Origin of the sequence: Streptomyces sp. NPDC053474 (assembly GCF_044544845.1) — a bacterium.
Lineage (GTDB): Bacteria > Actinomycetota > Actinomycetes > Streptomycetales > Streptomycetaceae > Streptomyces.
This window is the reverse complement of the sequence record NZ_JBITXV010000018.1, coordinates 160,514-186,000: the sequence shown is the minus strand read 5'-3', so window position 1 is coordinate 186,000 and position 25,487 is coordinate 160,514. Positions and strand designations below refer to the sequence as shown.

Here is a 25,487-nt window from a genome sequence, read left to right as displayed (position 1 = left end):
CTCGGCATAGGCGTCGTAATCGACAGACAGATCATCACGCAACGGCAACGCGGTAGCGACCATGATGCCGCGCCACGGCCGCTCCGGAGTCCAGGAGGCGGCGGGGGAGGGGGAGGTGGTCATGAAGAGAACCCTTCTGTGATGTGTGACATTTCATTGGGCGGGGCGTGGAGTCTGAGAGGTCTGAGAGGTCTGAGCGGCCGACAACCGCCCGGTGCGGGGACGGCGGGGAAGGGGCGGTAGTCCGGCGCGGGAAGGGGCGGTACTACCCGTCGGCCATCGGCGGGCCCTCCTCGTCCCCGTCCACCGCGGCGAGCACCCCCAACGGCACCGGCACCGACAGCGGTCTGCGCTCCGGTGGCGGTGACTGCGGCGCCCTGGCCGCGCCCGCGGCGAGGCAGGCCACGGCCGTGCCGCACATGCGGCCCTGGCACCAGCCCATGCCAGCGCGGGTGAGGAGCTTGACGGTGCGGGCGTCCCGGGCGCCGTAGACGTCGATCGCCTCGCGCACGCTGCCCGCGGTGACTTCCTCGCAGCGGCAGACGTCCGTCGCGTCGTCGAGCCACCGCGTCCAGCGCTCGCCCGGGGCGTGGGCGCGCGCCATCACCTCGGCGAAGGCGCGCAGTCGGCGTCGGCGCCGCCGCAGCTCGCGCACGCGCGGGCCGTCGAGCAGCGCGGGCCGCCCCAGGGTGCGTGCGGCGATGGCGATGCCCGCCAACTCGCCCTCGGCCAGGGCGAGCGGGGCGCCGCCGACGCCGCCCGCCTCGCCCGCCGCGTAGACGCCGGGCACCGAGGTGCTCTGGAGGGCGTTGAGGGCGAGCGCGTGGGTCCCGTCCGGTGTGCGCCGCGTCGCGCAGCCGAGGCCGGTGGCCAGTTCGAGCTGGGGGACCAGGCCGTGGCCGATCGCGAGGGCGTCGCAGGCGATGCGGCGGCCGGTCCCGGGCACGGGCCGCCAGTCCCGGTCGAGCCGCGAGACCGTGACGGCCGCCACGCGGTCGGTGCCGTGCGCGTGGGTCACCGCGCTGCGGACCAGGGGCCGCACCCGGTGCCGCAGCAGCGCCGCGCCGTGGGTCGCGCCCTCCAGGAGCTTGTGCGGATTGGCCAGCAGGGCGCGCGGCTCACGGGCGTACGCGAGGTAGCCCGACGCCTCCACCACGGCGGGCACCTGGGCCCCCGCCGAGGCGAGCGACGCGGCCACGGCGAGCAGCAGCGGCCCGCTGCCCGCCACCACGACCCGGCTGCCCGGCAGGACGAGCCCGGACTTCAGCATCGCCTGGGCCCCTCCGGCGGCCACGACACCCGGCAGGGTCCAGCCGGGGAAGGGGAGGTGGCGCTCGTACGTACCGGTCGCGAGCAGCACCGCACGGGCCCGTAGGCGCACGGGACGCTCCCCGCCCCCGCATCCGTCCGAGCCGGTGACGGCGTGCACGGCCCACAGGTCCTCACCGCCCTCGGCGGCCCCGCCGTCTCCGCTGTCCCCGCTGTCCTCGCGTACGACGGTCCACACGTGGTGGCGTGCAAGCCGCGTGACCGTACCGGAGTCCAGGCGGTGGCGCAGGTCCGCGAAGGCCGCCCAGTCGTGGTGCAGGGCCTCGGGGCGGGTGGCGCCCAGGGCCGGGTCGGGGTGGCGGTAGTACTGGCCACCGGGCTGCGCCGAGGAGTCCAACAGGGCCACGGACAGGCCGAGTTCGGCGGCGGTCACCGCGCCCGCGAGGCCCGCGGGACCGGCGCCGATCACGGCGAGGTCGTACGGCCCCTCGTGCGCCCGGTGAGCCCGGTGCTCCGGAGCCGTCTCAGACGCCGAGTCCCGCATGCCCGTGTCCCTCCTGTGTGGTGACCGCGTCGCCGGGCCGCGCCGGGACCAGACAAGCCCGCCGGTTCGGGCGGGAGTTGATGGTGGCCAGGCAGTCGTGGCACTGGCCGATGCCGCAGAACGCGCCGCGCGGCCGCCCGCCGACCCGGGTCGTGCGCCAGGCGAGGACGCCCGCGGCCCAGAGCGCGGCGGCCACGGACTGGCCGGGCAACGCGGGGACGGGGCGCCCGTCGAAGCTGATCTCGAACGCGGCGTCGGGGGCGGCCCCGACGAGGTCGGCGGGGGTGCGGTCACGCGCCATGCCCCGGCTCCTTTCTGGGGTGGGTGCCCTCGTCGAACCGCTCGGGTCTGAACGGCTTGAGGTCGAGGGGGAGTTCGCCGCCGCCGAGCAGCGCGGCGACGAGGTGCCCCGTCGCCGGGGCGAGACCGATCCCGGCCCCCTCGTGCCCGCAGGCGTGCAGCAGGCCGGGGACGCGCGGATCGGGGCCGATGGCGGGCAGATGGTCGGGGAGGTAGGGCCGGAACCCGGCGTACGTCCGCATGGCCCGCACCGTGGCGAGCACCGGGAAGAGCCGGACGGCCTGCGCGGCGAGGCGCCGCAGCGCCGCCACCGACAGGGAGCGGTCGAAGCCGACCCGCTCCCGGCTCGCGCCGATCAGGACGGGCCCGGCCGGAGTCCCTTCGACGACGGCGGAGGTCTGGAGCGCCGCCGAGTCGCTGGCGACGTCGGCCACATAGTCCGCCGCGTACACCTTGCGCCGGACCACGCGGGGCAGCGGCTCGGTGACCAGGACGAAGCCGCGCCGGGGCAGCACGGGCAGGAATGCTCCCGCGAGCCTGGCGACCTCGCCGCCCCAGGTCCCCGCCGCGTTGACGACGTGCGGCGCGTGGAGGTCGCCCGAGGGCGTCCGCACTCCGCGCACCCGCCCGCCGGAGCCGGTGAGGACGCCGGTGACCTCCTCGCCGAGCCGCAGCCGCACCCGCTCGCCGCCCGCGCGCAGCAGCTGGGCGGCGGCGAGGGCGGGCTGCACCTGCGCGTCCTGCGGATAGTGGAAGCCGCCCGCGAGGCCGGGCGCGAGATGCGGCTCCAGGTCGCGGAGCCGGTCGGCGGGCACCTCGTCGGCGGCGACGCCGGACCGGGCCTGCCGCGCGGCGAACTCGCGCAGGGGGGCCAGGCCGTGGGCGTCGGAGGCGACGACGAGGCCGCCCTTGGCCTCGTACTCGACGCGCGGTCCGAGGGTGTCGGCGAGCTCGCGCCACAGCCGCGTGGAGAGCAGGGCCAGATCGAGTTCCGGGCCGGGCTCCTTGTCCGAGACCAGGAGGTTCCCCTCGCCCGCACCCGTCGTCCCGCCCGCGACGGGGCCGCGGTCGATCACGGTGACGTGGAGTCCGGCGCGGGCCGCGTAGTAGGCGCAGGCGGCGCCGACCACGCCCGCTCCGATGACGATGACGTCCGTGGAGTTCCTCGTGGGCACGTCAGTAATATTTCACATTGCACCGGCGTTGCCAAGGGATCCCGCACGCGGCCCCCACCTGCGCGGGTGGGGATCCCGCACGCGGCCCCCACCCGCGCGGGATCGCGCACGCGCCCCCGCCCGTCGGCGGGCGCTTGCCCCTCAGCCCTCCATGAGCCGCCCCATCCACGCCTCCACCTCGTCGGGCGTGCGCGGCAGGGCGCCGGACATGAGGCGGGCCCCCTCGGCCGTGATGACCAGGTCGTCCTCGATGCGGACGCCGATGCCGCGCAGCTCGGGCGGCAGCGTCTCGTCGTCCGGCTGGAGGTAGAGGCCGGGCTCGACGGTCAGCACCTGGCCCTCCTCCAGGACCCCGTCCAGATAGACCTCGGTCCGCGCCTGCGCGCAGTCGTGCAGGTCGATCCCGAGCATGTGGCCGCTGCTGCACAGGGTGTAGCGGCGGTGGAAGTCGCCCTCGGGGCTCTTGAGGACGCCCCACTCCGCGAGTCCCTCCGCGATCACCCGCATCGCGGCCCGGTGGAAGTCGCGGAAGCGCGCGCCCGGCCGCAGCGCGGCGATGCCCGCGTCCTGCGCGGCGAGCACGAGCTCGTACACCTGCCGCTGGACGGGGGAGAAGCGCCCGGAGAGCGGCAGGGTGCGGGTGATGTCGGCGGTGTAGAGGGTGTCGGTCTCCACGCCCGCGTCCAGGAGCAGCAACTCCCGCGGGTCCAGGGGCCCGTCGTTGCGGATCCAGTGCAGGACGCAGGCGTGGGCGCCGGAGGCGGCGATGGTCTCGTAGCCGGTGCCGTTGCCCTCCGCGCGGGCGCGCAGGCCGAAGACGCCCTCGATCCAGCGCTCGCCGCGCGGATGGGTGAGGGCGTGCGGCAGGGCGCGCACCACGTCCTCGAACCCCGCCGCCGTGTGGTCCACGGCCTGCTGGAGCTGGGCCACCTCCCAGGCGTCCTTGACGAGCCTCAGCTCGCTCAGGGCGGCGGCGAGTTCGCCGTCCGTCGCCGCGTGGCGCCCCGGCGGGAGCGCGCCGAGACCGTCCAGGTGGGCGCAGCGGATGCCGGTCATGCGCTCGGCCTCGTCCAGGTCGGGGCGGCGGCCGACCCAGAACTCGCCGTAGCGCCGGTCCCGGTAGAAGCCGCCGTCGGCCCGTGGTGAGCGGGGCCGCACATACAGGACCGCCTCGTGCCGGTGCGGCCCGTCGGGCTCCAGGACCAGGACGTGCCCGGCCTGCTCCTCGCCGGTGAGGCCGGTCAGCCACGCGTACGCGCTGTGCGGCCGGAAGCGGTGGTCGCAGTCGTTGGTGCGCACCCGCAGCTCCCCGGCGGGGATGACGAGCCGCTCCCCGGGGAAGCGGGCGGAGAGGCGTGCCCGACGCCCCGGGGTGACGTCGGCGGCCGTCAGACGGAGGTCGCCGGGGAGCGGGCTCGGCGCCCAGTCACCCGCCATGAACTGCTCGAACTCCGGGGAGGCGGGCAGGTCGTGGCTGACCGTGCCGGGGGCTCGGGGGGTGTCGGCCGCGGGCGGGCCGGGGGTGTCGGTCGTGGTCTCGGGCATGGATGGTCCTCCTCGGTAGCCGGGTGACCCGGCCGCCCGCCCGGGGCCGCCCGCCCGGGGCCGCCCGCCCGGGGCCGTTCGGCCGGGGCGCGGCGGGCGGTCCGGTCCGGGCGCGGTGGGTGGTTCGGTCGGGACACAGCTGGATAACGGAGCGCCTGACCCCTTGTCAGTGCAATTTCACATTACTACGTTACGCGTCACATGGCGTTGGGTTCCCCGACGGGCCCCCGTCGCCAAGTGCCGTTACAAGGCGGGCAGTTGGGCGCCCATCGCCCCTGCCCCGCGTGCTTTCCCATGACCCCCACCCTGGGAGCCCTCCGTGTTTCCTTCGAGAACCCTGCGCAGATCCCTGCTCACCGCCGCGACGGCGGTGACCCTCTGCGTGACCGCCGCCCCGCTCGTCCAGGCGGACACCCCGTCCGCGTCCGGCGACGCGATACGCCAGGCGGCCGCCCGACCGGGACCCGCCGCGCCCGACCCGCACGACCGCGCCGACCGCCTGGCCAAGGCGCCCAAGCCCGAGGCCCGGCGGCTCCCGGCGCCCGGCGGCCTCACCGACGGCCGCGTCCCCGGCCCCCGTACGCCGAAGCCCAAGCAGCGGTCCGCCGCCGGGTGCACGCTCGACGACCTGACCCGCCTCTCCCCGGAAGGCCTGGCCGACTTCCTCGCCGACCGGGCCGTCACCGCCGACGGCTGTCTGCGCTCGCTGATCTGGACCTGGGACCGGCGCCTCGCCCCGGTGATGTCCGACGCGCACGTGCAGGCCGTGTCGCGGCGCATCAGCGCGCTCGCCGCGAGTCACGACGGCAAGAACACCAGCCACCTCCTTGAGATGTTCACCTATCTGCACGCCGTCGCGTACCACGACTTCTCCCGCGACGAGATCGACGTCACCGACCCGCCGACGGTCGCGGCCATGCGGGCCGCCATCGACGCCTTCGGCTCGGCCGCCCGCACCTTCGACGCGACCGGTACGAACGCCGAGACGCTCCGCGAGGCCCTGTACGCGGCGAGCGCGCCGGGCCTGCGCCAGCACCAACTTCCCCTGGTCAAACGGGTCCTGAAGACCATGGACGCCGACCGGTCCGACACCTACAAGAACCGCTCCTGGGGCGGCTCGGCCCTCGCCGCGCTCTCCCTGAACTACCTGGGGATCTACCCCGGCAACCGGGACACCGCCTTCCACGCGGCCGTCGCCGCCGACCCCTCCTACCGCGCCGCGTTCAAGGCGTTCGCGGGCTACGGACACCTGAAGGGCACGGACAACGCCTGGGCGGCGCGCGACGCCCTCCTGGAGTACGGCCGCATGGGCCAGGTCGAGGCGCTGCGCACCGAGATCGTCTCGGGGCTCGGCGGGCTCCTGGACGTCACCGCCCGCACCTTCGGCAACCTCAGCGCGCCCTGGGCGAAGGTCGCCACCTGGCTGGTGGAGTTCGAGGCCTGCGCCCCGTACAAGGTGTGCCGCGAGGACATCGAGAAGAAGCTGTTCCCGCAGACGTACAACTACGGCAAGCAGGGCACGGACGGGATCGTGGTGCGCCACGCCCTCGACCGACCCACCGTCGACCAGCTGTACTACGCGAGCCAGCAGGTCAAGGCGCAGTTCCACCGCGTGGTCGGCACCCAGGAGCCGCTCAAGGGCGACACCAACTCCAGCCTGCGCGTGGTCCTGTACTCCTCGCGCGCCGAGTACGAGAACTTCCAGCCGCTCCTGACCGGCCTGAGCACTGACAACGGCGGCATGTACATCGAGAAGGGCGCCACCTTCTACACCTACCAGCGCCGCGTCCCGCAGGACTCCTCGCTCACCCTCGAAGAGCTGTTCCGGCACGAGTACACGCACTACCTCAACGGCCGCTGGGCGGTGCCCGGTTCCTTCGGCGAGGGCCCGTGGTACCAGGGCGACCGGACCACGGCCATGGACGAGGGCACCGCGGAGTTCTTCGACGGCGCCACCCGCGACGACGGCATCAAGGTCCGCAAGTCCCTGGTCAAGGGCATCATCGCGGACACCGCGGGCGGCGGCCCGCGGATGACCGTCAACCAGCTCCTGCACGCCACCTACGACGGCGACGGCTTCCGCTTCTACAACTACGCGGGCACGTTCTTCGAGTACCTGTGGGCCGAGCACCCCGCCGAGCTCCAGGAGATGTACCGCCTGCTGCGCAAGGACGACCCGACGGGCTTCGACGCCTGGCGCGACCGGGTCGGCAGGGACACGCACCTCCAGTCCGAGTACGACGCCTTCCTCGACGAGCAGATCGCCCAGGTCGACGACCTGTTCGTGCCCGCCACCACGTACGTGCCGGTGGGCGAGTTGCGCGCCACCACGGCGGCGCAGGTCCGCGACTCCATCAAGGCGACGACCGGCAACACCCCCGAGTGCGCGTCCGGCGGCTCGCAGGACCGCCCGCGCTTCGCCTGCACGGGACGGATCACGGCCCGCCTCACTGACTCCCAGGACGAGGACCTGGTCTTCAAGGACATGTCCGAGACGGTCGACTACTTCATCCTCGACCGCGCCAAGGGCGGTGAGAACAACCTCACCGACATGAACTGCTCGTTCGGTGCCGTGGACATCTGGACCGACGGGCGCGGCGGCACGTCCGACTTCCGCTGCGAGGGCCCGCTGCGCGGCTGACCCACAGGTCAGCGCGCGAGCAGCCGCGCGACCCGCTCGGCCGTCCAGTGACCCAGGGCGCCCGGGCGGGCCGCGAGGTAGGCGGAGACGGCGGCCTCACCCCAGGCCGCCGTCTCCATCAGGCCCGCGCCCAAGTGCCGCAGATAGGCGCCCGCAGGCGGGTTGAGAGCCACGTCGGCGAGGCGCCAGGGCGCCGTGAAGGTGAGCAGCGGCAGGCCGTCGAGCAGCCCCGGGCACACCAGCGTCTCGTAGCGCCCGGGGCCGAGGCGGGCGCGGCCGTCCCGGACCACCGCCGTCAGATCGAGGTCGGTGCCCGGGGCGCGGTACATCTCCTGCGCGGCGATGTCGGAGAACTGGCCGCGGGTCACCAGGTGCGCTCGCGCGTAGAGCAGGCCGTCGGCGGCTGGGTCGTAGAAGGCCCGCCCGCCCGTCCACAGCGCCGACTCCGTCGCGAAGTACAGGGCGCCCGGCAGCTCCACGGCGCGCGAGACCTCGGGCGGCCGCCGGTCGCGGCAGCCGGGGTGGTCCCGGGACGAGCCGGGGGGCCTGCCGCCCGCGATGTACGCCATGAGGCGGTCGAGGTGCATGTTCGAGCCGTAGGAGACGTACCAGACGCGCTCCCGGCCCGGGTCGGAACTCGGCACATGAGGCTCCGTGTGCGGTGTGCTGCTCATCACCCAGTATGCGTCACGATTGATCAAAAGTTTTCGAAATGAAGATCGACGTATCCCTATACTTCGCCTTGTTCGAAGGGTGGGGGGCTGCGCCTTCGTGACGTCCCTCAGCCCTGCCCTTTTCGCGCAAGAATGAGGATCTCGAATGTCGCGCAAGAGCCTGGTCACCGCCGGTCTGCTCGCCACCGCTCTCACCGCCGCCCTGGCGCCGACCGCGCAGGCGGCGGGCACGGGAACCATCACGCGTGCCGAGTACGACAAGGTGAAGCTGGGCGCCACCATCGCCAAGCTGCACGCGGTCGCGGGCAGCGGCGCCTGCAAGAAGACCGCGAGCAGCAGCTACCCGGGCTACTCCAGCAAGACCTACACGTGCAAGGGCAACAAGCGGTTCAGCGAGGCGGACTTCTTCTTCGGCAACGGCAAGCTGGAGATCAAGTCGCAGGCCGGTCTGGACGGCAAGGAGTCCAACGGCAAGATGACGAAGGCCAAGTACAAGAAGATCACCAAGGGCAAGACCATCGCCCAGATGCACACCATCGCGGGCAAGGGCGTCTGTGTGCGCACCGCCGACTCCCAGGCCAAGGGCGTGAAGTCGGCGATCTACACGTGCGAGCAGAAGTCGCCGTTCGGCGTGGCGTCGTTCGCGTTCACCAACGGCAAGCTGGACGGCCGCAGCCAGAGCGGCCTGCGCTAGTCACCGGCCTGGGGCCGCCGTTGGTCGAGTGACACCGACGGCGGCACCGGCTCGTCGCCCAGGCAGGCCTCGAAGGTCAGCGGGTGGCCCGTCGCGGCGCGGCGGCTGGACCGTCGCCGCGACCCTGCCGACGCGGACGCCCTGGCCTTGGTGGCCGCGAGCGGTGGACGTGGCGCTGTTTACCGTCTGCGCGGCGCCGTACCGCTGAGCAGCGGTGAACTGTACGGCCTCGCCACCCTGTCGACCACCCACGCGGCCTCCTTAGCCCGGCGCACAAGTAAGGCGTGCAGGTCGCGTGACGTGGCCCGGCCGTATGGGGTGTGAACCGACTGCCCGAGGGGCAGAGCACCCTCGTAGTGGCACTGGACGACTCCAGCCCACGACTGAGCCGGACGGGACGCGTAGGTTCGCCGTATGCCGACCAGCACACACCTCCTGACGCCGGTTCAGGTGGCTCGCCGCGTCGCGCGGGGATTTCTGCGCCTGGAGGGGCCCACGGGCGGCACGCTCAGTGCGCCGGGAAGCCATCCGCGCAGGATCAAGGAGTGGGAGGAAGGTGTGGCCGAGTCATGATGAGGGGCCTCCCCGACGGCGTCGACCCGGCGTGGCTGCCCGACGAGGTGCTGCGTCCGGTGGGCGAACGGCGCGTCCTCGTCTGCGGCGAGGGCGCCCTCGCCGACACGGTACGGGCCGAAGTCGCCCACGCCCGCGTCAGGTTCGGCGGGACGCCGGTGCGCGACGACGACCCCTGCGACCTGCTCCTGGCGGTCACCGCCGACGCGGACACCGGCCCCGAGGGCTTCACACTGGAGCGCACACCCGAGCGCACCACGGTCACCGCCGCCACCCCCGCCGGGCTCCTGTACGGCTACTTCCACGTCGTGCGGCTCGGCGAGGCAGCCTTCACCGCCGCGCCGCCGCAGACCCACCGGCCCGCGCTCGCCTCGCGCATGCTCAACCACTGGGACAACGTCGACGTGCACCTGGTGATGGGCCAGGTCGAGCGGGGCTACGCCGGAGGATCACTGTTCTGGCGGGAGGGCAGGGCACGCGGAGATCTGCCCCGGGTGCGCGCCTACGCCCGCCTCCTCGCGGCCTGCGGCGTCAACGCCCTGTCCGTCAACAACGTCAACGTGCACGCCTCCGAGGCCCGCCTCCTCACCGACCGCATCGGTGACATCGCGGCTCTCGCGGGCGAGTTGGGGGCGTACGGGGTGCGCACGTACCTCTCCGTGAGCTTCGCCGCACCCGTCCTGCTCGGTGGGCTGGACACCGCCGACCCGCTCGACGCGCGCGTGAAGGACTGGTGGCGGCGCGCCGTCGACCACGTGTACGCGCGCATCCCCGACTTCGGCGGTTTCGTCGTCAAGGCCGACTCCGAAGGGCAGCCGGGGCCGTTCGCCTACGACCGCAGCCATGCCGATGGCGCCAACCTGCTCGCCGACGCGCTCGCCCCGCACGGCGGCACCGTCCACTGGCGGGCCTTCGTCTACGACCACCGCCAGGACTGGCGCGACCGCGCCACCGACCGTGCGCGTGCGGCGTACGACCACTTCGTCCCGCTGGACGGGCAGTTCAGGGACAACGTGGTGCTCCAGGTGAAGCACGGCCCGATGGACTTCCAGGTCCGCGAGCCCGTCTCGCCGGTCATCGGGGCCCTGCCCGCGACCCGCACCGCCGTCGAGCTGCAGGCCACCCAGGAGTACACCGGGCAGCAGCGGCACGTGTGCGCGCTCGCCCCGATGTGGTCGCAGGTGCTGCGACACAGGCCACAGGGGGAGGGCGGACCCACAGTCGGCCGGGTCGTCGGCGACGGCGGCCTGGTCGCCGTGTCCAACGTCGGCGACGACCCGTACTGGACCGGCCACCCGCTCGCCCAGTTCAACCTGTACGCGTTGGGCCGCCTGGCCTGGGACCCGGACGCCGACCCGGACCGGCTGCTCGGCGAGTGGATCGAGCTGACCTTCACCCCGGCCCGGGGCGACGCCCCCGAACGGCTGCGCACCGGGCTGCGGTCGGTCATGGCAGGCTCCTGGGCGACGTACGAGAAGTACACCGCACCCCTCGGCGTCGGCTTCATGGTGCAGCCCGGACACCACTACGGCCCGAGCGTCGACGGCTACGAATACAGCCCCTGGGGCACCTACCACTTCGCCGACCGCGACGGCGTCGGCGTCGACCGCAGCCGCGCCACCGGCACCGGATTCGCCGGGCAGTACGCCAAGCCGTGGGCGCGGACGTACGAGACGAAGGACACCTGCCCCGACGAACTGCTCCTGTTCTTCCACCACGTGCCGTACGAGCACGTGCTGCACAGCGGCAAGACGGTGATCCAGCACATCTACGACACCCACTTCGACGGCGTGGCCGAGGTCGAGGCGGCGCGCGCCGAGTGGGCCTCACTCACCGGGCTCGTCCGCCCCGACGTGCACGCCCGCGTCGTCGAGCGCTACGAGGAGCAGCTGCGGTGCGCCCGCGAGTGGCGCGACCAGATCAACAGCTACTTCTGGCGCAAGTCAGGCGTGCCCGACGCGCGAGGGCGGCGGATCCACTGACCGCCGCGGGGAGGACGCAGCCGAGAATTTTCGGAGATATTCCGGTAGCGTCACCGCAACCTTGAGTCGCTCCCGACGCCTGCCCGTGACGCGACTGGAGGGGGAGCCCGCGACCCGACTCGCTGCGAGGTGCCCGTGCCTGCCTTCGACCTGCCGCTCCACCAGCTGGAACACCACCGGCCCGACCCCGGCGAACCCGACGACTTCGACGCCTTCTGGGAGAGCACCCTCAAGGCCGCCGCCCACCCGAAGCCGCTGATCGAGGCCCGACCCGTCGACAACGGACTGCGCCTGGTGGAGAGTTGGGACGTCACCTTCCGCGGCTTCGCCGGCGACCCGGTGCGCGCCTGGTACACCCGTCCCGCCGCTACGCCAGAACTCCTGCCCGGCGTCGTCGAGTACGCCGGGTACGGGCGCGGCCGCGGCCTCCCGCACGAGCGGCTGACCTGGGTGAACGCGGGATACGCGCATCTGCTCATGGACAACCGCGGCCAGGGCGACCTCTACGGCAGCGGCGGCGCGACGCCGGACCCGCACGCGAGCGCTCCCGGCGGTCCAGGGCCTGCCGTGCGCGGGCTGCTCGACCCGCACGACTACCACTACCGGCGGCTGATCACCGACGCCGTAGGCGCGGTCGCCGCGCTGCGCGCCCTGCCCGGCGTGGACGCGGCCCGCGTCGTGGCCACCGGCAACAGCCAGGGCGGGGGAGTGGCCCTCGCCGTCGCCGGGCTCGTCCCGGACCTGGCCGCGGTCCTGGTCACGGCGCCCCTGCTGTGCGGCATCGAGCGCGCCCTCGACCTGACCGACGACGGGCCGTACGGTGACATCGCCGCCTACCTGGCCGTGCACCGGGGTGCTGTCGACGCCGCGTACCGCACGCTGTCGTACGTCGAAGGCATCTCCTTCGCCCGCCGCGCGGGCGCCCCCGCCCACTTCGGCACCGGCCTGCGGGACACCGTCTGCCCACCCAGCGGCGCGTACGCCGCGTACAACCGCTACGGCGAGCTGAGCGGACGCGAGGCGGTCAAGGAGATCCACGCCTACCCGTTCAACCAGCACGAAGGCGGCGACGCGGTCCATGTGCGGCGCCAACTCGACTGGCTGCGCCGCGTCGTGAGCGGTGACGCGGCGTGAGCGAGGCGCGCGGTATGTTCGAGGAGTCGGACGGAAGGACGGGGTGACCGGCGGGCAGCGGACGGCATGTCCTACGGTTTCCGGAAAGCTCCCGGAGGTATTCCGGGCGCACAGTGACGGAGGTGGGGCCGGTGGCCGGGGAACGCGCCAAGGGCAGGACAGGCACGCGGAGCCCGGACGGGGCGGCCAAGGTGACGATCAGCGAGATCGCGCGGGAGGCCGGGGTGTCCGTGCCGACCGTCTCGCGCGTCGTCAACGGGCGCTCCGACGTCTCACCCGCCACCCGGGCCCGCGTCGAGGACCTGCTGCACCGGCACGGCTACCGCCGTCGCCCGGGGGCCCTGGGGGCCCGGGCGGCCCTGCTCGACCTGGTCTTCAACGACCTCGACAGCCCCTGGGCCGTGGAGATCATCCGGGGTGTGGAGGAGGTCGCACACGAGCAGGGCGTGGGCACCGTGGTCTCCGCGATCCATGACCGGGCGGGCGCGGCCCGGCAGTGGATGACCAATCTGCGGGCCCGCGCCTCGGACGGCGTGATCCTGGTGACCTCGGTGCTCGAACCCGGGCTCCACGACGAACTGCGGAACCTGGGCGTGCCGTTGGTGGTGATCGACCCGGCCGGATCGCCCGCCACCGAGGCGCCTACCGTCGGAGCCACCAACTGGGCCGGTGGCATGTCCGCCACGGAGCACCTGCTCGGGCTCGGCCACCGCAGGATCGGGTTCATCGAGGGCCCGCCCCGGCTGTTGTGCTCCCGGGCCCGCCTCGACGGCTACCGGGCCGCACTCGACGGGGCCGGGGCGCCGGTCGACGACGCGCTGATCGTGCCCGGCGACTTCTACCACGAGTCCGGGTTCACCGGCGCGAACCGGCTGCTCGACCTGGACGAACCGCCCACCGCGATCTTCGCGGCCAGCGACCAGATGGCGCTCGGCGCGATCGAGGCGCTGCGTCGGCGCGGCCTGCGCGTGCCGGAGGACCTGAGCGTCATTGGCTTCGACGACCTTCCGGAGGTGCGCTGGTCGTCCCCGCCGCTCACGACGGTCCGCCAACCCCTGTCCGACATGGGCAAGTTGGCGGCCCGCGCCGTCCTCGATCTCGCCCGGTCCGTGGCGCCCGCCTCGCTCCGGGTGGAGCTGGCGACGGAGCTGGTGATCCGCGCGAGCACGGCGCGGCCGCGCCGCGCGTAGCGGAACGGCGGCCCCGTGAAGAGGGGGTGTCAACGGCCCATTTTGTCAGGGCCGTTGACACCCCCTCTTCATGTCCGTAACTTCCGTGACCGTCTCCCGAAAATTTTCGGAATACTTCCGGAAGGTGTGCCATGCCAGCCTTCGATAGAGCCGCCGCGTCCGCCTCCGGCGCCGCGTCCTCCCGCTTCTCCCGTCGCCGGTTCCTGGGGACCGCGTCGGCGGTGGGACTCACCGCGGCCGGTCTGTCCGCCTGCTCGGACTCCGGGGCCGCGACCACCGACAGCGAGGGCCGCACGGTCGTGGAGTGGTGGAACATCCAGACCACGGAGCCTTCGCAGTCCGTCTGGCCCGAGCGGGCCAAGGCCTTCGAGGCCAAGAACCCCGATGTGCGCATCAAGCTCGTCACGCTGGAGAACGAGGCGTACAAGTCGAAGATGACGGCGCTGACCAGTTCCGGAAAGCTGCCGGACATCTACCACACATGGGGCGGCGGCATTCTCGAGCAGCAGATCGACGCGGGGCTCGTGGAGGACCTCACGGACTCCGTCAGCACCTTGACCGGCACCCTCGTCCCGGCGTCGGTCAAGGCGTACCAGTTCGACGGGAAGACGTACGCCGTGCCCTTCGACATCGGCGCCGTCGGCTTCTGGTACAACAAGGCGCTGTTCGCCAAGGCGGGCATCAGCGCCCCGCCCACCACCTGGGCCGACTACCTCGACGCGGTCAAGAAGCTGAAGAGCGCCGGGACCGCGCCCATCGCCCTCGCGGGCAAGGAGAAGTGGCCCGGCATGTACTACTGGGCCATCCTGGCCCTGCGGATCGCCGGGGTCGACGGCATGCAGAAGGCCGCGGACGCCAAGGACTTCAGCGGCGACGACTTCGTCAAGGCGGGCGAACACCTCAAGGAACTCGTGGACCTGGAGCCGTTCCAGAAGGGCTTCCTCGGTGCCGCGTACTCCACCCCCACCGGTGAGGCCGCGGCCATGGGCAACGGCAAGGCCGCGATGGAGCTGATGGGCCAGTGGGCACCCGTCGTGCAGGCCGACGCGGGCAAGGGCATCGGCAAGGACCTCGGGTTCTTCCCGTTCCCCACGGTCGCGGGCGGCAAGGGCGCGCTCACCGACGTGTTCGGCGGAGGCGGCGGGTACGCGGTGCGCAAGGGCGCGCCGAAGGCGGCCGTCGACTTCCTGAAGTTCTTCATGTCGCCCGAGTCCGACCGCGTCCTCGTGACCAAGTCCGCCATGATGCCGGTCGTCAAGGACGCCGTGAGCGCCCTGACCGACCCCAGCCTCAAGGCCGTCTCGGACACCCTGGGCAAGGCGACCGGCTTCCAGCTCTACCTCGACCAGGCATACTCGCCGGCCGTCGGGCAGGAGATCAACGACTCGGTCGCCGGTCTCATCGCCGGTTCGAAGTCGCCGGAGCAGGTGGCCCGTTCGGTCACCCAGGTCGCCAAGAGCCAGTAGATGACGACGACGACCGGAATACGCGACAAGCGGCCCGCCCTCGCCAAGGAGCCGGACGCGAGCGGGCCGAACCGGCGCCCGCTCGCCCGCCGGGTGCGGGACTGGCTGACCGCCTTCGTCTTCACCGTGCCCGCCCTCGTCCTGTTCGGGCTCTTCGTGCTCGCGCCGATCCTGTACGCGCTGTACGTCAGCTTCTTCAACTGGGGCGGATTCGGCTCCCCTTCGGACTTCACGGGCGTCGACAACTACACCCGCCTCCTCGACGACCCGGTCTTCCTGGGCGACCTGTGGCGCGGCCTGCTGCTCGTCCTGCTGTCCGTGGGGATCCAGCTGCCCTTCGCGCTCGCCATGGCCGTGCTGCTCAACCAGAAACTGCGCGGCCGGGCCTTCTACCGGATGCTGTTCTTCGCCCCGTACGTACTCTCCGAGGTCATCACCGGCGTCCTGTTCGCCATGATCTTCGCGCCGGACGAGGGGCTCGCCGACAAGACGCTCGGCGCGGTCGGCCTCGACAGCGTGGGCGGGCTGTGGTTCGCCGACCAGGACCACGTCCTGGCCACCCTGTTCCTCGTCATGATGTGGAAGTACTTCGGCTTCCACATGATGCTGTACCTGGCCGGACTGCAGGGCGTCCCCGCCGAGCTGCACGAGGCGGCCCGCATCGACGGCGCGGGGCCCTGGCAGCGCTTCCGCCACATCACCCTGCCGCTGCTCGGGCCGACGATCCGCATCAGCGTCTTCCTGTCCGTGATCGGCGCGATCCAGCTCTTCGACCTGGTCTGGGTGGTGACCCAGGGCGGACCCGACCACCACTCCGAGACGCTGGCCGTCACGCTCTTCCAGTTCGGGTTCAAGCGCTACCAGATCGGCTACGCCAGCGCGATCAGCATCGCGATGTTCCTCATCAGTCTCGTCTTCGCCCTCGCCTACCAGCGGTTCGTGCTGCGCCGCGACACCGAAGGAGCCCTCACCACGATGCGAGGCAACCGATGACCCCGACCCTGCGGCGCAGGCTGCGCTCCCTGCCCGTGTACGTGACCGTGTGGGTGGTCGGCGTGGTCATGATCACGCCGCTCCTCTACGCGCTCGTCTCCGGGTTCAAGTCCACCGACCAGCTCTCACAGAACGCCTTCGGCCTGCCCTCGCCGTGGGTCACGTCCAACTACACGGACGTACTGGCCTCCGGCTCGTTCTGGCGGATGCTCGGCTCCTCCACCCTGATCGCCGTGGGGACGACCCTGCTGACGGTCGGCACGGCGGCGCTCGCGGCGTTCGCACTCGCCCGATTCGCCTTCCGCGGACGGGAGGTGGTGTTCACGTTCTTCACCATCGGCCTGATGTTCCCGTTCGCGGTGGCGATCCTTCCGCTGTTCATCCTGCTGCGCACCTTCGGGCTGCTCGACGACCCGTGGGGCGTGGTCCTGCCGCAGGCCGCGTTCGGCCTTCCGGTGACCATCGTCATCCTGCGCGGCTTCTTCCGGGAGATCCCCGGCGAGCTGGAGGAGGCCGCCACCCTCGACGGCTGCTCCCCGTTCGGCTTCTTCTGGCGGATCCTGCTGCCGATGGCCCGGCCCGCCCTCGGCACGGTCTCCGTCCTCGCCGTGGTGGGGAGTTGGAACAACTTCCTGCTGCCCCTGCTCGTCTTCAGTGAACCCACCTGGTGGACGATCCCCATCGGCGTCCAGCAGTTCCAGGGCCAGTACGCCTCCGACATCGCCCGCGTCTTCGCGTACCTGATCCTCGCCATGGTGCCCGCGCTCGCCTTCTACGCGGTGGCCGAACGGCAGTTGATCGGCGGCATCACGCTGGGCGCCACCAAGGGCTGAGCCCGCGCGCACCGACATCCCCCGACTCGTACTCATGTGAGGAGTTCCATGGCCGAGCCATGGCAGGACACCACCCTGCCCGCCCACGTCCGGGCGGCGGACCTGCTCGCCCGAATGACCACCGAGGAGAAGACCGCCCAGCTGTCCAGCGTATGGATCGGCGCCGACACCGAGGGCGCGGACGTCGCCCCCGGACAGCACACCTACGCGGCCCGCAGCGCCGCCCTCGACGCCCTGCTCCCGCACGGGGTCGGCCACCTCACCCGCCCCTTCGGCACCGTCCCCGTCGAACCCGCCGAGGGCGCTGCCCGCCTCGCCGAGCTACAGCGCACCATCCGCGCCGGCAACCGCTTCGGACTGCCCGCGCTCGCTCACGAGGAGTGCCTGACCGGCTTCACCGCCTGGCAGGCCACCGTCTTTCCCACTCCGCTCGCCTGGGGCGCCTCCTTCGACCCTGAGCTGATCACGGAGATGGCACAGGCCATCGGTGCGTCGATGCGCGCGGTCGGCATCCACCAGGGACTCGCCCCGGTCCTGGACGTCGTACGGGACCCGCGGTGGGGCCGCACCGAGGAGGCCATCGGGGAGGACCCGTACCTGGTCGGCACCATCGGCACCGCGTACGTACGAGGCCTTGAGGCGGCGGGCATCGTCGCCACGCTCAAGCACTTCGCCGGGTACTCGGCCTCGCGCGCCGCCCGCAACCACGCCCCCGCCTCTCTCGGCCCGCGCGAACTGGCCGACGTGATCCTGCCGCCGTTCGAGATGGCGGTGCGCGACGGCGGCGCCCGCTCCGTGATGCCCGCCTACAACGACATCGACGGCCTGCCCGCCCATGCCCACGCCCGGCTGCTCACGGAGCTCCTGCGTCACCAATGGGGGTTCACCGGGACCGTGGTCTCGGACTACTACGGCGTCTCGCTCCTCGAGGAAGCGCACCGGGTCGCCGACGGGGAAGGCGCCGCGGCGCGGCTCGCCCTCGCGGCGGGGGTCGACGTGGAACTCCCCGCGGCCCGCTGCTTCAGCCCCGCGGACCCGCTCCCCGAGGACCTGCTCGACCGGGCCGCGCTGCGCGTCCTCACCCAGAAGTGCGAACTGGGCCTGTTCGACCCCGAAGGGGAACCCGCCACCGGTGGCGTGCCCGCCGACCTGAACCCTCCGCACATGCGGGAGCTGGCGCGCAGGGTGGCGGAGGAATCGGTCGTGCTGCTCGCCAACGACTCTCGGGTGCTGCCCCTCGACGACGGGCTGCGCATCGCGCTCCTCGGCCCGCTCGCCCACGAGCAGGCCGCCATGCTCGGCTGCTACACGTTCCCCCGGCACGTCGGCGTCCACCACCCCGGCCTGCCGACGGGGGTCGAGGTGCCGACGCTCGCGCAGGCGCTGCGCACCGAGCTGCCGGGCGCCGAGTTCGTCGAGGATCCGGCAGGTGCGGACGTCTGCCTGGCCGTGGTCGGGGACCGCTCGGGCCTGTTCGGGCGTGGCTCGTCGGGCGAGGGCTGTGACGCGGAGGATCTGAGCCTGCCGTACGGCCAGGCGGAGTTGCTGGACGAGGCGATGGCCTCCGGTGTGCCGGTCGTCATCGTCGTGCTCAGCGGAAGGCCCTACGCACTCGGCCGCTGGGCCGACCGGGCCGCCGCCGTCGTGCAGGCGTTCTTCCCCGGGCAGGAGGGCGGCGGCGCCGTCGCGGGGGTCCTGTCCGGTCGCGTCGCCCCGTCCGGGCGCCTCCCCGTCGCCGTGCCGCGCGGCCCCGGCGGCCAGCCCGCCCCGTATCTGGCCCCGCCGCTCGGCCGGGACGGCTTCCCCAGCACCGTGGACCCCACCCCCCTGTACCCGTTCGGGCACGGCCTTGGCTACACCACGTTCGACTGGGGCCAACCGCAGTGCGACGCCCCGGAGTTCGCCACCGACGGCCACACCACGCTGCGCCTGACCGTACGCAACACGGGCGGCCGGGCAGGCACCGAGGTCGTTCAGCTCTACCTCCACGACCCGGTCGGGACCGTCGCCCGCCCCGAGGTCCGGCTCGTCGGCTACGCCCGCGTCCCGCTCGACGCCGGTGCCTCGGCCGAGGTCCATGCCACGTTCCCCGCCGACCTCGCCGCGTACACCGGAGCCGATGGCCGTCGCCTCGTCGAACCGGGAGCCCTCGAACTGCGGGTCGCCGCCTCCAGTGAGCAGGTCCACCACACGGTGTCGCTCACTCTGACGGGGGCGGTGCGGCAGGTGGGGCACGAGCGCCGGATGTGGTGCGAGATGCGCGTGAAGTAGGACCGCGCAGCCAGCCAGCCAGCCAGCCAGTCGGGCAGCCAGCCGGGCAGGCAGGCAGGCGCAAGGCCGACCGCACGCCCTACCCCGTAGGTGAGACCCACCAACCGAGGAGAGACACCCATGCGTACCCGCACCCGCAGTCCCCGCGTCACAGCCGCCGCGCTCGCCGCGTCCGCGGCCCTGCTGCTCGGCCTCACCGTCGCCCCGGCCGCCGACGCGGCGAGCCCGCACCGGGACCGGGCGGCCACCCTCGACGACCTGGCCCGGCAGCACGGCCGGTACTTCGGCTCCGCCGTCGACAACCCGGAGCTCGCCGACACTCCGTACGCCGACCTGCTCGGCACCGAGTTCGGCCAGACCACGCCCGGCAACGGCATGAAGTGGGACGCCACCGAACCCCGGCGCGGCGTCTTCGACTTCACCGCGGGCGACGAGATCGTGAACTACGCGAAGGCCAAGGGCCTGAAGGTGCGCGGCCACACCCTGCTGTGGCACAACCAGCTCCCGAGCTGGCTCACCTCCGGCACCTGGACCGCGGACGAGCTGCGCTCGATCCTCAAGAACCACATCACGAAGGTGGTCAAGCACTACCGGGGCAAGGTCTTCGCCTGGGACGTCGCCAACGAGATCATGAACGAGGACGGCACGTACCGGGAGAACATCTTCTACAAGACCCTCGGCCCCGGCTACATCGCCGACGCCCTGCGCTGGGCCCGCGCCGCCGACCCCAGGGTCAAGCTCTACCTCAACGACTACAACGTCGAGGGCACGGGTGCGAAGTCGGACGCGTACTACACCCTCATCAAGCGGCTCAAGGCCGACCGCGTGCCCATCGACGGCTTCGGCATGCAGGCCCACCTGGCGCTGCAGTACGGCTTCCCGTACCAGATGCGGCAGAACATCCAGCGGTTCGCCGACCTCGGTGTCGACGTCGCCATCACCGAGCTCGACATCCGCATGATCCTGCCCTCCGACGCGACCGAGCTGGCCCAACAGGCCGACTGGTACGGGCAGGTGACCAGCGCCTGCCTCGCCGTGCGCCGCTGCGTCGGCATCACCCTGTGGGGTTACTCCGACCGCCACTCCTGGATCCCCGCCACCTTCCCCGGTGAGGGCGCGGCCCTGCCCTGGGACGAGAACCTCCGGCACAAGCCCGCCTACGACGCGCTCCGCAAGGCGCTCACGGCGACCACGTCGTAGGCGGTGATGCCCGTGGCCCGGTCGCCGTGTGGGGGCGGGCCGGGCCACGGGCGTCCTGGGTCAGTAGCCGTAGATCATCTTGTAGGCGACCTCGGGGAGGAACTGTCCGGCCGTGGAGCCGGTTCCGACGCCGCAGTCGCCGTCGGACTCGCCCGGAGCCTTGATCCACAGGAGCATCTCGGCGCCTCCGCCCGTCTGGGTGGGGGTGCCGATGCGTCGGCCTGCGGGGTTGCACCACTGGCCGTTGGAGCCGTTGCCGTTGCGGCTGGTGTCCACGACGAACGGCTTGGTGTAGCCGTAGCGGGCGCGCAGTTCACTGTTGACGGCGTTGCCGTAGGCGGTGTTCTCGGCGGTGGTGTGGTAGTTGGAGATGTTGAGCGAGAAGCCGTGAGCCTGACGGAGCCCGGCTTCGTGGAGGCGCCGGGCCATGGTCGCCGCGTTCGCCCAGCCCGGGTTGCCGGCGTCGAGGTAGACCCAGGCGTTGGGGGCCTGGCGGTTGAACTGTGCCAGAGCGCCGGTGAGCATGCCCTGGCGCTCGGCGATCTGGTCCTGGGTCATGCAGCCGTAGTCCCCCAGGGAGTCCGGTTCGAGGATGACGACGGCCGGGCGCTTGGCGATCCCGCCGGCGAACTGGGCGATCCACGTCGCGTAGGCGGACGGCGAGGCGGCTCCGCCCGAGGAGTGCCCGCCGCAGTAGTCGCGGTTGTAGATGTTGTACGCGACGAGGAGGGGGAGCTTGTCCACGTGGTCCGCGGCCCCCGTGTACGCACCCGTCGCGGTGCCGATGGCGCCGCTCCAGGAGCCGAACCAGCGGGCCATCGGGGTGTTGGCGAGGGCGGTGTTGATCGCTGGCGCCCGGCCGTCGCCGGGGTTGGCGGCGACCCACCGCTTCGCGCTGGAGTCGGGGTCCACGTAGAACCCCGTGGTCATGGTCGTCGGGTCGGTCGCGTGGGCGGACGGTGCCACGGTGAGCGCCAGTGGCAGAGCGCAGAGCGCTGCCGCCAGGGTGCGGAGTGTGCGGCGCATGACGGTACCTCGGTTTCCTGACAGGGATGCGTGCGAAGGTCGGCAGTGAGAGTGGGAGCGCTCCCATAACGCTCATGAGGAGCACTCCCCGCAGTTCCGTCGGTCAGCAGGTCGAGTTGGTCTGGGTGAGGAGGCCGAGCCGCCACGGCAGTAGGTTGTAGTCGCCGCCCGCGCTGGGGTTCATGCCCTGGTAGAGGTACTGGAGCCGGCATGCGGGAATGGTGAGTGTCTGGTCGTAGCCCGCGCGGATCATCTCGCCGTGGCTGATGTCACGGGTCCAGGCGCCCGAGGGGAAGGCGACGTTGTTGGCCCGCGCGAACGGGTTGCCCTCGGACGCGGCGAGGGGCGTCCAGGAACCGGCCAGGCTGCCCGAGGTCCACGAGCGGAAGTAGCGCCGGCCGTCCGATCCGATGGCTTCGACGAGGAGGAGATACTGGTTGCTGCCTTGCACCTTGTACACGTTGCTCGCTTCGAACAGGGCGTACTTGTTGGAGTCCTGGGCCGCGATGACGGTGTTGGCGAAGCCGCGGGGGAACTGGCCGACGGTCGTCTGCGAGCGGTACAGGTGTCCGTTGTCGTCGGAGGAGAAGAGGAAGCAGTTGGCGCTGTCGCAGATCACCCACATGTCGACCCAGTGGCCGTTGCCGATGTTCTGCTTGATGATGTCCGGCATCGACGCGTAGAAGTTGCGCGGCGCGCTCCACCCGTTCGGGTTGCTGATGTCGGGGTTGGTGGAGTAGGAGGCGTTGCCGGTCTGGTACACGAGGTACCACAGGCGTTGGGGCGCGTAGTAGAAGACCTGTGGAGCGGCCCGGTATCCGGACCCGATGGCGCTGCGGTCCAGATAGTGGTGCGTGGCCGAGCCTGCCTGTGACCAGTCGCTGAAGTTCAGGTAGACCAGGTTGTATCCGGACGAGCTGGCGACGCTCGCGAACACGTGGTACTTGCCGTTGTACCGGACGACCGTCGGATCCTTGATCCCGGCGATGTTGTGGGTCGAGTCCGACTTCGGTGAGATCAGCCGGCCACTGGAGCTCCACGAGTAACTGCTGGGCAGGGCGGCGGCCTTGGGGCCGCTGCGGGCGGCGGCGGGGGTGCCGCTGGAGGGAGGTGCGGGCGTGTCAGCGGGGGCGGTGGCGGGCCTGCTCCTTGAGGGAGCGGCGGGCGTGCCGCCCAGCGTCGTAAGGACCGCGTTGTACGCGGGCTTCTTGTTGCCGTTGCGGTCGAAAAGGAGCGGGTTCTCCGAGGCCCGCCAGGAGTCGCTGTCGCGGATGCCCCAGACGGTGATGCCGGTGCAGCGCGCGACGTTCATGCAGGCCCTGACCGTGTTCGCGTACGCGGTCGGTGACGCCTGGGCGATGTCCAGCTCGGTGATCTGGACGTCCACTCCCAGGGCGGCGAAGTTCGACAGGGTCGTCTGGAAGCTGGCGGGCGGGCCGCCGGTGCCGAAGTGGGCCTGGAGGCCGACGCAGTCGACGGGCACGCCGCGCGCCTTGAAGTCGCGCACCATGCGGTAGACGCCCTGGGTCTTGGCGTCGCTCCAGTTCTCGATGTTGTAGTCGTTGTAGCAGAGCTTGGCCGCCGGGTCGGCCGAGCGCGCGGTGCGGAAGGCCTGCTCGATGAAGCCGTTGCCCAGCACGTCCCGGAAGACCGAGCTGCGGAGCTGGCCGCTGGGGCCGTCGGCGAAGGCCTCGTTGACGACGTCCCAGGAGTGGATCCGGCCCTTGTAGCGGTTCGCGACGGTGGTGATGTGGTTGTTCATCACGCCGCGCAGTGTGTTCGCGTCCCTGATGGAGCTGACCCAGCCGGGCAGCTGGGAGTGCCAGACCAGGGTGTGGCCGCGGACGCGCTGGCCGCGGGCCGTCGCCTCGTTGACGATGCGGTCGGCCGCGCCGAAGGTGAACTGGCCGCGGGACGGCTCGGTGGCGTCCCACTTCATCTCGTTCTCGGGCGTGACCGAATTGAACTCGCGGCGCAGGATCGTGGTGTACGTGCTGTCGCCGAGCCGTCCGGCGGCCACGGCGGTTCCGAAGTACCGTCCGGACTGGGCCGCCTGGGCGCCCAGAGTGGATGCCTTCGCCTCGGCGGCGTCGGGTGCGCCGGTCGCGGTCCCGGGCGTCACCAGGACGGCCGCGGCCAGCAGGCCTAGGACCGAGGCCCGGCGGCGGCCGAGCTTGAAGGGGCTCATGGTGCTCCTCGTCGGGTGGGGGTGGGGGTGGGGGTCCGATCGATGGGGACGGGTCAGGGGGTGGACAGCTCGAAGCGCAGGACGCGGATCGCGCCGCCGAGCGCCTGCGTGGCGTGGTTGAAGAGGGCGAATCGGTAGCCCATGAAGAACCGCCAGTCGTTGCCCATGGTGAAGGCGGGGCCGAGGCGGGTGAAGGTGGTGCCGTCGGTGCTGTAGGAGAAGGTCCCGGGGCGTGGCGCACCGGGGCGGATGTCCGCGTGCGCGCGGAGCCAGACGCGGCCGCCCGGGGCGGGCGCGCTCGCGGCCTCGGTGCCGGTGTGGGTGGTGTTCCAGTTGCCGTCCATGGCCAGCCCGTTGACCATCACCACCCGCGTCGCGCCTCTGTCGCGTGTGATGCCGATCCACGCGGAGGAGTCGCGCAACAGCGCGAGTCCGGCCCGGTCGCCGTCCCGCATCGCGGAGTGGTCGAGCTGGACGGTGGCGGTGGAGGTGGGCCCCTGGATGCGGTGCGTGAGGGTGTTGCGGGCCCCGTACAGGTCTTGGGTGACGGTCGCGGTCCGCAGGGTCAGGCCGTCGCCGACCGACCACTTGGTGTTGTCCGGGTTGTGGTTCCACTCCCATCTCGGCTTGAGGGTGGTGCCGTCGAAGGTGTCGACGCCGATCATGGGGGTGACCTGGCGGGGCGGAGGGGGCACGGCCGGGCTGGGGTACGAGGTGCCCCACGCGCCGTTCACCAGCTGGACGACGGGCCAGCCGTCCGGGGTCCAGGTGACCGGCGCCAGTACGGGCATCCGGCCGCCGGGGTACGCGTCGACGAAGGCCATGTAGTACCAGGCGCCCTGCTGGGTCCGGACCAGCCCGCCCTGGTGCGGGACGCCGCCGCCGGGGATCGGCCCGCGCAGGTCGAGGAGCACCTGCCGCATCGTGTACGGACCGAAGGGACCGCCCGACGACTTCAGGATGTACTGGCCGTTCGCGGGGCGGGTCAGGAAGATGTAGTACTGCCCGTCGATCTTGTAGAAGCGGGAGCCCTCAAGGGTGCCGACGCTCGGCGGTGTGGTGAACACCTCCCGCGTGCGGACCTGTTGGCGGCCGTCGGGCGAGAGCTGGGCCACGCTGATGGTGGTGTTGCCGTACGCCACATACAGGGAGTCGTCGCTGTCGACGAGCAGCCCGGCGTCGTAGTAGGGGGTGCTGATCGTCGTCAGCCTGCTCCACGGCCCCTCGACGGCGGTGGCGGTGTAGAGGTACGTCCGGGCGAAGTCGATCTGGCCGAGCCAGTAGAAGGTCCTGTTGCTCGGGCGGTACGCCAGGGACGATGCCCAGATCCCTCTGACGTAGCCGCGGGCGCCGTTCAGGTCGTACTTGGCGCCGAAGTCGAGGACCGGCACCGAGTGACCGGCGATCTCCCAGTTCACCAGGTCGTACGACCGCAGGACGGGCGCGCCCGGCGAGTAGTGCATCGTCGAGGCCGAGGCGTAGTAGGTGTCGCCGACGCGGATGACGTCGATGTCCGCGAAGTCCTGCCAGATCACCGGGTTCTGGTACTGGTCGGCCGCGAGGGCGGCGCCCTGGTCGGGAGCGGAGGCGGCGGCCGAGGAGGCTCCGGCCAGGGCGAGGACCGCGCCGCCGGCGAGGCCGGTGGCCGTCGCGAGGGCACGGCGACGGGACGGGTATTGATGAGGGCATGACAGATCCATGCGTGGCGGTCTCCTTGTGTGGCCCGGCCCGTGGGGGTTGGCGTTGCCTGGAGGTGCCTTGATGCGTTACGTGCGGAGGTTCGTGCGTG

General features: G+C 72.0%; 18 protein-coding genes and 1 pseudogene. 10 read left to right on the top strand and 9 right to left on the bottom strand.

Annotation, left to right across the window (positions count from 1 at the left end; translation table 11 throughout):
* The 5 genes and pseudogenes from ACIG3E_RS34360 to ACIG3E_RS34340 all read right to left on the bottom strand — a co-directional run.
* Window positions 1–123 (bottom strand): annotated as a pseudogene (locus ACIG3E_RS34360) (dihydrodipicolinate synthase family protein); the annotation flags it as partial.
* A gap of 142 nt (window positions 124–265) precedes the next feature.
* Entirely contained in the window at window positions 266–1,813 is a 1,548-nt protein-coding gene (locus tag ACIG3E_RS34355) for an FAD-dependent oxidoreductase (protein ID WP_399623732.1), read from the bottom strand.
* Window positions 1,794–2,114 (bottom strand): (2Fe-2S)-binding protein, encoded by a 321-nt coding sequence (locus tag ACIG3E_RS34350; RefSeq protein WP_138958101.1) that lies wholly within the window; start codon window positions 2,112–2,114, stop codon window positions 1,794–1,796. Before ACIG3E_RS34350 ends, ACIG3E_RS34355 begins: the two co-directional genes overlap by 20 nt.
* Window positions 2,104–3,288, bottom strand: coding sequence for an NAD(P)/FAD-dependent oxidoreductase (locus ACIG3E_RS34345; protein WP_399623729.1), 1,185 nt, complete (start codon window positions 3,286–3,288; stop codon window positions 2,104–2,106). Before ACIG3E_RS34345 ends, ACIG3E_RS34350 begins: the two co-directional genes overlap by 11 nt.
* A 141-nt stretch (window positions 3,289–3,429) precedes the next feature.
* A complete protein-coding gene (locus ACIG3E_RS34340; RefSeq protein WP_399623727.1) occupies window positions 3,430–4,833 on the bottom strand; it encodes an aminopeptidase P family protein in 1,404 nt (467 codons plus the stop codon).
* 319 nt (window positions 4,834–5,152) lie between these two features.
* Between ACIG3E_RS34340 and ACIG3E_RS34335 the strand changes: the two genes are divergently transcribed.
* Window positions 5,153–7,474, top strand: a complete 2,322-nt coding sequence (locus ACIG3E_RS34335; RefSeq protein ID WP_399623726.1) for a collagenase — start codon at window positions 5,153–5,155, stop codon at window positions 7,472–7,474.
* A gap of 8 nt (window positions 7,475–7,482) precedes the next feature.
* Here ACIG3E_RS34335 and ACIG3E_RS34330 read toward each other — a convergent pair whose 3' ends face one another.
* Window positions 7,483–8,148: a histone deacetylase gene (locus tag ACIG3E_RS34330; RefSeq protein ID WP_399623725.1), complete on the bottom strand. Its 666-nt coding sequence runs from the start codon at window positions 8,146–8,148 to the stop codon at window positions 7,483–7,485.
* A 145-nt stretch (window positions 8,149–8,293) separates the two neighbouring features.
* Here ACIG3E_RS34330 and ACIG3E_RS34325 point away from each other — a divergent pair, with 145 nt between their 5' ends.
* The 9 genes from ACIG3E_RS34325 (at window position 8,294) to ACIG3E_RS34285 (ending at window position 20,484) form a co-directional block, all read left to right on the top strand.
* Entirely contained in the window at window positions 8,294–8,842 is a 549-nt protein-coding gene (locus tag ACIG3E_RS34325) for a hypothetical protein (RefSeq protein ID WP_399623723.1), read from the top strand.
* A gap of 572 nt (window positions 8,843–9,414) precedes the next feature.
* Window positions 9,415–11,397 (top strand): alpha-glucuronidase, encoded by a 1,983-nt coding sequence (locus ACIG3E_RS34320; protein ID WP_399623744.1) that lies wholly within the window; start codon window positions 9,415–9,417, stop codon window positions 11,395–11,397.
* Between the two features lie 135 nt (window positions 11,398–11,532).
* Window positions 11,533–12,531: an acetylxylan esterase gene (locus tag ACIG3E_RS34315; protein ID WP_399623721.1), complete on the top strand. Its 999-nt coding sequence runs from the start codon at window positions 11,533–11,535 to the stop codon at window positions 12,529–12,531.
* Window positions 12,532–12,662: 131 nt separating this feature from the next.
* Window positions 12,663–13,721: a LacI family DNA-binding transcriptional regulator gene (locus ACIG3E_RS34310; protein ID WP_399623719.1), complete on the top strand. Its 1,059-nt coding sequence runs from the start codon at window positions 12,663–12,665 to the stop codon at window positions 13,719–13,721.
* Window positions 13,722–13,852: 131 nt separating this feature from the next.
* Complete coding sequence (locus ACIG3E_RS34305) at window positions 13,853–15,187, top strand: extracellular solute-binding protein (RefSeq protein ID WP_399623717.1); 1,335 nt, start codon at window positions 13,853–13,855, stop codon at window positions 15,185–15,187.
* Window positions 15,188–16,180 carry a carbohydrate ABC transporter permease gene (locus tag ACIG3E_RS34300; RefSeq protein WP_399623715.1) on the top strand — a complete coding sequence of 331 codons (993 nt, stop codon included), beginning with the start codon at window positions 15,188–15,190 and terminating at the stop codon, window positions 16,178–16,180. It abuts the gene before it with no gap.
* Window positions 16,177–17,013, top strand: a complete 837-nt coding sequence (locus ACIG3E_RS34295) for a carbohydrate ABC transporter permease (RefSeq protein ID WP_399623714.1) — start codon at window positions 16,177–16,179, stop codon at window positions 17,011–17,013. Before ACIG3E_RS34300 ends, ACIG3E_RS34295 begins: the two co-directional genes overlap by 4 nt.
* Before the next feature lie 48 nt (window positions 17,014–17,061).
* Window positions 17,062–19,284 carry a glycoside hydrolase family 3 N-terminal domain-containing protein gene (locus tag ACIG3E_RS34290; RefSeq protein WP_399623711.1) on the top strand — a complete coding sequence of 741 codons (2,223 nt, stop codon included), beginning with the start codon at window positions 17,062–17,064 and terminating at the stop codon, window positions 19,282–19,284.
* Window positions 19,285–19,404: 120 nt separating this feature from the next.
* Window positions 19,405–20,484: an endo-1,4-beta-xylanase gene (locus tag ACIG3E_RS34285; RefSeq protein ID WP_399623710.1), complete on the top strand. Its 1,080-nt coding sequence runs from the start codon at window positions 19,405–19,407 to the stop codon at window positions 20,482–20,484.
* A gap of 60 nt (window positions 20,485–20,544) precedes the next feature.
* Here ACIG3E_RS34285 and ACIG3E_RS34280 read toward each other — a convergent pair whose 3' ends face one another.
* From ACIG3E_RS34280 to ACIG3E_RS34270, 3 genes are all read right to left on the bottom strand, one after another.
* Window positions 20,545–21,510 (bottom strand): glycoside hydrolase family 6 protein, encoded by a 966-nt coding sequence (locus ACIG3E_RS34280; RefSeq protein ID WP_399623708.1) that lies wholly within the window; start codon window positions 21,508–21,510, stop codon window positions 20,545–20,547.
* 103 nt (window positions 21,511–21,613) lie between these two features.
* The gene (locus tag ACIG3E_RS34275; RefSeq protein ID WP_399623706.1) at window positions 21,614–23,698 is read right to left on the bottom strand and encodes a non-reducing end alpha-L-arabinofuranosidase family hydrolase; all 2,085 of its coding nucleotides are present in this window, start codon (window positions 23,696–23,698) and stop codon (window positions 21,614–21,616) included.
* Window positions 23,699–23,751: 53 nt separating this feature from the next.
* A complete protein-coding gene (locus tag ACIG3E_RS34270) occupies window positions 23,752–25,398 on the bottom strand; it encodes a glycoside hydrolase 43 family protein (RefSeq protein WP_399623703.1) in 1,647 nt (548 codons plus the stop codon).
* Between the last annotated feature and the right edge of the window lie 89 nt (window positions 25,399–25,487).

Coding starts and splice junctions, on each gene's coding strand:
- ACIG3E_RS34350 (WP_138958101.1), bottom strand. CDS start 2,114: ATGGCGCGTGACCGCACCCCCGCCGACCTCGTCGGGGCCGCCCCCGAC.
- ACIG3E_RS34320 (WP_399623744.1), top strand. CDS start 9,415: ATGAGGGGCCTCCCCGACGGCGTCGACCCGGCGTGGCTGCCCGACGAG.
- ACIG3E_RS34280 (WP_399623708.1), bottom strand. CDS start 21,510: ATGCGCCGCACACTCCGCACCCTGGCGGCAGCGCTCTGCGCTCTGCCA.
- ACIG3E_RS34275 (WP_399623706.1), bottom strand. CDS start 23,698: ATGAGCCCCTTCAAGCTCGGCCGCCGCCGGGCCTCGGTCCTAGGCCTG.
- ACIG3E_RS34270 (WP_399623703.1), bottom strand. CDS start 25,398: ATGGATCTGTCATGCCCTCATCAATACCCGTCCCGTCGCCGTGCCCTC.
- ACIG3E_RS34355 (WP_399623732.1), bottom strand. CDS start 1,813: ATGCGGGACTCGGCGTCTGAGACGGCTCCGGAGCACCGGGCTCACCGG.
- ACIG3E_RS34305 (WP_399623717.1), top strand. CDS start 13,853: ATGCCAGCCTTCGATAGAGCCGCCGCGTCCGCCTCCGGCGCCGCGTCC.
- ACIG3E_RS34330 (WP_399623725.1), bottom strand. CDS start 8,148: ATGAGCAGCACACCGCACACGGAGCCTCATGTGCCGAGTTCCGACCCG.
- ACIG3E_RS34325 (WP_399623723.1), top strand. CDS start 8,294: ATGTCGCGCAAGAGCCTGGTCACCGCCGGTCTGCTCGCCACCGCTCTC.
- ACIG3E_RS34290 (WP_399623711.1), top strand. CDS start 17,062: ATGGCCGAGCCATGGCAGGACACCACCCTGCCCGCCCACGTCCGGGCG.
- ACIG3E_RS34285 (WP_399623710.1), top strand. CDS start 19,405: ATGCGTACCCGCACCCGCAGTCCCCGCGTCACAGCCGCCGCGCTCGCC.
- ACIG3E_RS34300 (WP_399623715.1), top strand. CDS start 15,188: ATGACGACGACGACCGGAATACGCGACAAGCGGCCCGCCCTCGCCAAG.
- ACIG3E_RS34340 (WP_399623727.1), bottom strand. CDS start 4,833: ATGCCCGAGACCACGACCGACACCCCCGGCCCGCCCGCGGCCGACACC.
- ACIG3E_RS34295 (WP_399623714.1), top strand. CDS start 16,177: ATGACCCCGACCCTGCGGCGCAGGCTGCGCTCCCTGCCCGTGTACGTG.